Below are 7,797 nucleotides of genomic sequence, written 5' to 3'. Positions count from 1 at the left end.
GCCTGTGTACGCTTTGTCCTCCTTTCTTTGGCGGCATTCATTTTTACCACCTCTTTTTTTTTTTTCAAGCAGAAGACGGCATACGAGGTGTCTTAGGGTCTCGTGGGCTCGGAGATGTGTATAAGAGACAGCGGGGGAGAGCTCCTTGCCGTTCAGGAAGACCTGTGGGCGCACCTCAGAGGCCGGGACGAGGACCGGCCAGTAGACGCCGTACGGCGAGGCGTTGCCCGGCGGGGTGAGGCCGTAGAAGCCCGGGTAGCTCGCCAGGCCCGTCTCCACCACGGCGGAGGAGAACGCGCGCCCGGCCGTGCGCTCGTCGGCGTCCATGACCGTGATCCGCAGCAGGCCCGACTCCGTGAGCGTGACGTCCACGGAGTCGAAGGAGTCGCGAGGGATGCGCGCCCAGACGGCCTCCTCCGCCACCCGGGCCTTCGCCTCGACGTCCAGGCCCGTGAGCACGAGCGTCATCGTGTTGCGGAAGCCGCCCAGGTAGTTCACGGCGACCTTGAGCGTGCCGGGCGGCGGCTCCCCGCGCACCCCGGAGACCAGGACCCGGTCCGGCCCGTCGTCCGCCAGCTCGATCGTGTCGAACCTGGCCACCACGTCGGGGCCCAGGTAGCGCGGGCCGCCCAGCTCGTACACGAGTTGCGCCGTCACCGTCCCCACCGAGACCAGCCCGCCCGTCCCGGGGTGCTTGGTGATCACGGCGGACCCGTCGGCGCGCAGCTCGGCGATGGGGAAGCCGCAGTGCGCCAGATCCGGTACGTCCCGGAAGAACGCGTAGTTGCCGCCCGTGGCCTGGCAGCCGCACTCGATGATGTGACCCGCGACCACCGAGCCCGCCAGCGGGTCGAGGTCGTCCGGGCCCCAGCCGTACCGCCAGATGCCGGGACCCGTCACCAGCGCGGCGTCCGTCACGCGGCCGGTCACCACCACGTCGGCGCCCGCGGACAGCGCGGCGGCGATCGGGCGGGCGCCGAGGTAGGCGTTCGCGGTCAGGGGGGTCGCGTCGAGCCGCTCGCCCGTGTCGGCGTTGACCAGGTCGAGCGGCCTGCCGGTGAGGTCGTCGCCGGTCACGTGCGCGACGGCGGGGGACAGGCCCAGCCGGCCGGCCAGCTCGTGTACGGCCTGCGCGCAGCCCGCCGGATCGAGACCGCCCGCGTTCGTCACGATCTTGATGCCTTTGTCCAGGCAGGGGCCGAGAACGTCCTCCAGCTGGCGCAGGAACGTCGGGGCGTAGCCGGGACGGCCCTTCAGCCGGTTGCCCGCCAGGATCAGCATGGTCAGCTCGGCCAGCCAGTCGCCGGTGAGCACGTCGATCGGCCCGCCCTCGACCATCTCCCTGGCCGCCGAGAGGCGGTCGCCGTAGAAGCCGCTGCAGTTCGCGATCCGCAGGGTCATCGCGCCGCCCACTCGGGCGGGCGCTTCTCCCAGAACGCCGCGATCCCCTCCTGGCCCTCCTCCGAGGTGAACCGCTGCGCGGAGAGGTCGGTCATCCGCCGCAGCCCTTCCTCGAACGAGACCTTCGGCACCTCTCTGACCAGCTGTTTCGTGATGGCGACGGCCTCTGGGCCGCCCTTCATCAGCATGCCCGCGTAGTGCGCGACGGTGGCGTCCAGCTCCTCCTCGGGCACGGCCCGCGAGAGCAGCCCGATCTCGGCCGCCCTCGTGGCGTCGAACACCTCGCCGGTCAGGAAGTACTCGGCCGCCGCCCTGGGATCGAGCCTCCTGAGCACCGGCACCGAGATCATGGCGGGCACGACGCCGAGGCGTACTTCCGTGAAAGCGAACGAGGCCGTCAGCGGCGCGATGGCGAAGTCGCAGGAGGCCACCAGCCCCAGGCCGCCCGCTCGCGCGGTGCCGTTGAGACGGCAGACGGCCGGCTTCGGGCTCTCCCAGAGCATCGTCATGATCTCCGGGAGCGCTCCGGTGATCGGCGCGCCCGCCGCGCGCTGCTCCTTCAGGTCGGCGCCCGAGGAGAACACCGTGCCGGTCGCGGTCAGCACGATCACCCTGGCCGCCGGCTCGGCCAGCGCCCACGTGAGGTGCCCGGCCAGCTCGTCGAGCAGGCGTACGGACAGCGCGTTGCGGTTGGACGGCGAGTCCAGCGTGATCGTCGCGATGCCCGCCGCCAGGTCCTTGTGCACCAGGCTCGTCATTGGTCCCCCTCCTGGATGATCGCCAGCACGGCGCCCGCGTCGACCTGCTGGCCCTTCTCGACGTGTACGCCGGACACCACGCCGTCGGCGGGGGCGGCGATCCGATGCTCCATCTTCATCGCCTCCAGGACCAGCACCGGCTGGCCCTTGGTCACCCGGTCGCCGGTCTCCACCTCGACCCGCAGCACGCTACCCGGCATGGGGGCCAGCAAGGAGCCGGGGGCGACGTGCTCGACGGGCTCGGGGAGCCGGGGGACCGGGGTCAGCGCCAGGCTGCCGCCCGGGTGGTCGACGTAGACCGGGCCGCCGTCCTCGTACCGGGCGATCTCGAAGGCGTGCCGGACGCCGTCGTGCTCCAGCACCACGTGCTCCGGGTCCGCGCCGAGCACGGTGACGCCGTCGGGGAGCGGGTCGTAGACGGCCTCGGCCTCCTCGAAGCGGGCGAGGCGGGGCTGGGAGCGTACGTTGCGCCAGCCGCTGGGAAGCCCGGCCAGCACCGGGGCCCGCCGGCGGTTGGCGGCGGCCAGGGCCAGCGCGGCGGCCAGCACCGGCAGATCCGTCGTGGCGGCCGGCGCAGCCGGCTCGCTCACCTGTGCAGCAGCCGGCTCGCTCACCTGGTCAAGGGCGCGGTCGAGGGGCAGGAAGTCGGTGTGGGTGTCCCCGGCCACGAAGGCGGGATGCGTCAGGATTTTCACCAGCAAATCCCGATTAGTCGTGAGGCCGTGGAGCTTGGCCCGGCGCAGCGCCGTGACCAGCTTCCGCACCGCCTCCGCCCGCGAGGCGCCGTGCCCGACGATCTTGGCCAGCAGGGCGTCGTAGTGCGGCGACACCACAGACCCGGACTCCACCCCGGAATCCACGCGGACGTCACCAGGCACCTCGAACCGCCGCAGCACCCCGCTCTGCGGCAGGTAGTCGCCGTCCTCCGCATAAAGCCGCACCTCCACGGCATTCCCGGCGGGTGCCGGCGGCTCGGGCGGCAACGCAGCCCCTTCGGCCACCTCGATCTGCAGCCGGACGAGATCCACCCCGTAGACCAGCTCGGTGACCGGATGCTCGACCTGGAGCCGGGTGTTCATCTCCAGGAACGCCACCCGATCCCCCTTGACCAGGAACTCGACCGTCCCGGCCCCCACGTAACCGATCTTCCGCGCGGCCCTGACGGCTGCGTCGTACAGCCGCGCCCGCAGCTGTGCGGAGATCCCCGGCGAGGGGCACTCCTCCACGACCTTCTGGTGCCGCCGCTGCACGCTGCACTCGCGCTCGCCCAGCGCCCACACGGTCCCGTGCCGGTCGGCGAGCACCTGCACCTCCACGTGCCTGGCGGCCTCCAGCAGCGGCTCGGCGAACACGGCTCCGTCGCCGAACGCGGACTCCGCCTCCCGCCGCGCCGACTCGACCTCCCGCGCCAGCCCGGCGGCCTCGCGGACGATCCGCATCCCGCGCCCGCCGCCACCGGCGGACGCCTTGACCAGCAGCGGGAACTCGCCCGGCGCCGTCACGTCGAGCGAAGGCAGCACGGGGACCCCGGCCTCCGCCATGAGCCGCTTGGCCTCGATCTTGGACCCCATGGCGGCGATGGCGGCCGGCGGCGGGCCGACCCACACCAGCCCGGCCGCGAGCACGGCCTGCGCGAAGCCGGCGTTCTCCGACAGAAACCCATAACCCGGATGTACGGCGTCCGCACCGCAGGCCCGGCAGGCCGCCAGGATGCGCTCGACGTCCAGGTAGGTGTCCGCCGGACGGGCGCCGGGCAGCCGTACCGCGAGATCGGCCTCGGCCACGTGCGGCGCGTCCGCGTCGGGGTCGGAGAACACGGCGGCCGTGGAGATGCCGAGCTCCCGGCAGGTACGGAAGACGCGGCGGGCGATCTCGCCCCGGTTCGCGACGAGCAGGCGAGTGATCACGGCCGGAACACCCCGAACCCGGCCGGCTCCGGCACCGGCGCGCTGTTGACCGCCGACAGGCACATGCCCAGCACGGTGCGGGTGTCGCGTGGATCGATGACGCCGTCGTCGTAGAGACGTCCGGACAGGAAGAACGGCAGTGACTCGGCCTCGATCTGGGCCTCCACCATCGCGCGCATCGCCGCGTCGGCCTCCTCGTCGTAAGTTTGCCCCTTGGCCTGCGCCGACGCCCGCCCCACGATGGACAGCACCCCGGCCAGCTGCGCGGGCCCCATCACCGCCGACTTGGCGCTCGGCCAGCTGAACAGGAACCGGGGCTCGTACGCCCGCCCGCACATGCCGTAGTTGCCCGCGCCGTACGAGGCGCCCATGACGACGGTCAGATGCGGGACGGTCGAGTTGGACACGGCGTTGATCATCATGGCGCCGTGCTTGATGATGCCGGCCTGCTCGTAGTCCTTGCCCACCATGTAGCCGGTCGTGTTCTGGAGGAAGACGAGCGGGGTGCGCGACTGGTTGGCGAGCTGGATGAACTGGGTGGCCTTCTGCGACTCCGCGCTGAACAGCACGCCCTGCGCGTTCGCCAGCACGCCGACCGGATAGCCGTGGATCCTCGCCCACCCCGTCACCAGCGAGGGCCCGTAGACCGGCTTGAACTCGTCGAACTCGCTCCCGTCCACCACCCGCGCGATCACCTCCCGCGGGTCGAACGGCACCTTGAGGTCCTCCGGCACGATCCCCAGCAGCTCCTCCACCGGATAGGCGGGGCCGGCCGCGGGCTCGGGCCGCACGCCCTGCTTGCGCCAATGGAGTGAGCGGACGATCTGGCGGCCGATGCGCAGCGCGTCGTACTCGTCCTGGGCCAGGTGGTCGGCGAGGCCGCTGACCCTGGCGTGCATCTCCGCGCCGCCCAGCGACTCGTCGTCGGACTCCTCGCCGGTCGCCATCTTGACCAGCGGCGGGCCGCCCAGGAACACTTTCGCTCGTTCCCGCACCATCACCACGTAGTCGCTCATCCCGGGCACGTACGCGCCGCCTGCCGTGGAGTTGCCGAACACGAGCGCGACGGTCGGGATGCCCGCCGCCGACAGCCTAGTCAGATCCCGAAATATCCGGCCGCCCGGGATGAAGATCTCCTTCTGCGTCGGCAGATCCGCGCCGCCGCTCTCGACCAGGTTCACGTACGGCAGCCGGTTCTGCAGTGCGATGTCGGCCGCGCGGAGGGATTTCCGCAAGGTCCACGGGTTGGAGGCGCCGCCGCGGACCGTGGGGTCGTTCGCGGTGATCATGCATTCGACGCCCTCGATCACCCCGATCCCGGAGACCATGCTCGCTCCGACGGGGAACTCGCTGCCCCATGCGGCCAGCGGGGACAGCTCCAGGAAGGGGGAGTCGGGGTCGATCAGCAGCTCGACGCGCTCCCTCGCGAGCAGCTTGCCGCGCCCGCGATGCCGCTCGACGTATTTCGGGCCGCCGCCGCCCACCGCCTTGGCATGCTCGGCGTCGAGGTCGCTCAGCTTGGCCAGCATGGCTTCGCGGCGCTGCCGGTAGTCGGCGCTGCCCGGATCAAGCCTGCTCCTGATCACACGTCCTCCTCAGCCGGAGATTGATCCGCAGTTCCGGCCGGAGATCGAGCCGGAGTATCAGCCGCAGATTCAGCTGGAGTCTCCGCGCGAGTTGACGCCGCCGTCAACCCGATGGCCCGAGCCCACAGCCGGGTCAGATGATCGACGGCCGCCTGCTCCTGGGCCTGCTCGCCGAGATCCAGCCAGACGTGGGCGAACTGCTCCACCATCCCGCCCAGCATGATCGCCGTGAGCCTGGGATCAAGATCCGGATCGGCCAGCCCCTGGGCCTGCAGCCGCGCCAGCCCTTCCGCGCCCCGGCGCACGAACACCTCGCGCAGCTCCAGCAGCAGCCGCCCGAACCGGTCGTCGGTGGTGGCCGCCTGCTCCAGCATCCGCACCAGCCGGGAGTTCTCCGCCCAGGCCCGCAGGTAGAGGCGGTTGGCGGCCTCGATGCGCGCATAGGGGTCGTCCGGAGCCGCGGCGCCGACGACGCTGGCCGCGAACATCTCGCCGACCACCGCCTCGGCCACCTCGCCGAACAGCGCCTCCTTGGACCCGAAGTAGGTGTAGAAGGTGCCATGGGAGACCTGGGCCCGGCGGCACACGTCGTCGATCCGCGCGGCGTCGTAACCGTGCTCCTCGAACACCTCGCGCCCGGCCTGCAGCAGCCCGGCCCGCGTTCGCCTGCCCTTCGCGGTCGGAGCCGGAGATCTGACGATCACGTCAACTACGGTAGCGGACCGAAGGGCTCGTCGCAGAAGAGCCGGCACCCGAACTTCGGGCACCGGCTCTTTCTGGTCGTTATGGCGATGTCAGGTGCAGTGGCTCCAGCCGGACTTCCACGAGTACGAGCTCCAGGATCCGCCCCAGATCACGCACTTGGCCTTGGCGGCCAGCCGGACCGGGCCGGCGTAAGCGGTGAACTTGCCAGGGTTGCTCCCGCTGGAGCCGCCCTTCACCTGCAAAGTCGCGTTCATCGACATCTTGCCGGGGAACACCAGGCGCGACATCGTGACCACGCAGTTCTTGCCGGCGCTGCTGTTGTACAGGAGGTAGATCGTGGCGTTGCTGCCCAGCGAGTGCGAATCGACCACCTTGTAGCCGGCACCGCACACCGTGGTCGGCTTGTACGTGTTCGGCTTGAGGGTCGGCTGGGTCGGCTTGGCCGTGGGCGAGTTCTCGGTCGGCCGGACGGTCGTCGTGGGACCGGAGCTCGGCGGTGACGTGGCACCGAGGGCGTCCGGCTCGACGAGGGTCGACTTCTTCTTGGTCTTGGTGGGCGTCGGTGTCGACTCGGGCCGCTTTGTCGTGGTCTGGGGCCGGGGAGCGTCGGTGACCGGGTTCGGGACCTGGGCGATCGGTTCCTTGGTCGGCTTCTTCGGCTGCTTGCTCTCCTCCGGCAGCTCCACGTCCAAGGTGGGCACCGGAGCGGCGGTGTTCGTCGGGAGGGCGGGAAGCGGGGTCTGGTCGTCCGTCGGCGCCTCACCCGGCTGGCCCGCGGCGGAGCCGTCGCCCTGGGTGTTCTGCGAGGCGTTGCCGACGGCTACGACCGGGACCTGCTTGCTGTTGGCCTGCACCACGACGGCGCCGACGACCACCAGCAGAGCTGCTGCGGCAGCGCCCGACAGGGCGAGGGTGAGAGTGCGTCGCTGCTTGGCAGGCGCGCCGTCACCGGGCCGCTGAGGGCCTCCAGGGCCCCTCTGCCCGCCGCCTGCGCCTCGCCCGCCGTGTCCGTTGCCTGCCGGGGCCGTGCCCTGGTAGGGGCCGCCTGGAGGCGTTCCAGGGCCCTGCGACGGCATCCCGGCCGCGGCGGCCAGATGACCGGCCTGGGGCCCGTGCGGCATCCCACCCTGCGGCTGCTGCCCGCCAGCGTGCGGACCACCAGCATGCGGGCCACCGGCGTTGAGGCCACCGGCGTTAGGAGCACCGGCGTTAGGGCCACCGGCCTGCGGGCCGCCATGCGGCTGCTGTCCTCCGGCCTGCGGGCCTCTGCCGGGGGCTCCGGGCTGTCCGCCGGGCATTCCCGCGCCGCTGCCGGGCATTGCGCCCTGGCCGCTGCCCGGGGCTCCGGCGCCTGACGGGGTGCCTGGCATGGGGGAGACGGCGGGGCCGTTCTGGGCGGCCGCTGCGGGGCGGCCGTAGGGGCCGGTCTGTGGCGGGACC

Annotated in this window: 7 protein-coding genes; 1 reads left to right on the top strand and 6 read right to left on the bottom strand. The window is 71.7% G+C overall.

What is annotated here, in order from left to right:
• The 6 genes from ETD85_RS57925 to ETD85_RS65270 form a co-directional block, all read right to left on the bottom strand.
• Window positions 1–1,401: acyclic terpene utilization AtuA family protein (locus ETD85_RS57925; RefSeq protein WP_138698349.1), on the bottom strand; the 1,401-nt coding region annotated here is incomplete at its 3' end.
• Window positions 1,398–2,159, bottom strand: a complete 762-nt coding sequence (locus ETD85_RS57920; protein WP_138698348.1) for an enoyl-CoA hydratase-related protein — start codon at window positions 2,157–2,159, stop codon at window positions 1,398–1,400. The genes ETD85_RS57925 and ETD85_RS57920, both read right to left, overlap by 4 nt.
• Complete coding sequence (locus tag ETD85_RS57915; RefSeq protein ID WP_138698347.1) at window positions 2,156–4,066, bottom strand: ATP-binding protein; 1,911 nt, start codon at window positions 4,064–4,066, stop codon at window positions 2,156–2,158. Before ETD85_RS57915 ends, ETD85_RS57920 begins: the two co-directional genes overlap by 4 nt.
• Window positions 4,063–5,595: an acyl-CoA carboxylase subunit beta gene (locus tag ETD85_RS57910; RefSeq protein WP_138698351.1), complete on the bottom strand. Its 1,533-nt coding sequence runs from the start codon at window positions 5,593–5,595 to the stop codon at window positions 4,063–4,065. Before ETD85_RS57910 ends, ETD85_RS57915 begins: the two co-directional genes overlap by 4 nt.
• Before the next feature lie 53 nt (window positions 5,596–5,648).
• Window positions 5,649–6,356, bottom strand: a complete 708-nt coding sequence (locus ETD85_RS57905) for a TetR/AcrR family transcriptional regulator (protein WP_206059547.1) — start codon at window positions 6,354–6,356, stop codon at window positions 5,649–5,651.
• 90 nt (window positions 6,357–6,446) lie between these two features.
• On the bottom strand, window positions 6,447–7,232 hold the full coding sequence (locus ETD85_RS65270) for a hypothetical protein (RefSeq protein WP_206059546.1): 786 nt from the start codon (window positions 7,230–7,232) through the stop codon (window positions 6,447–6,449).
• A gap of 237 nt (window positions 7,233–7,469) precedes the next feature.
• Here ETD85_RS65270 and ETD85_RS57895 point away from each other — a divergent pair, with 237 nt between their 5' ends.
• A complete protein-coding gene (locus ETD85_RS57895) occupies window positions 7,470–7,712 on the top strand; it encodes a hypothetical protein (protein ID WP_138698346.1) in 243 nt (80 codons plus the stop codon).
• Window positions 7,713–7,797 lie beyond the last annotated feature (85 nt).

The sequence above is a fragment of the Nonomuraea zeae genome, from assembly GCF_005889725.1.
In the GTDB taxonomy this organism is placed as follows: domain Bacteria; phylum Actinomycetota; class Actinomycetes; order Streptosporangiales; family Streptosporangiaceae; genus Nonomuraea; species Nonomuraea zeae.
This window is presented reverse-complemented; position numbering and strand designations above follow the sequence as displayed.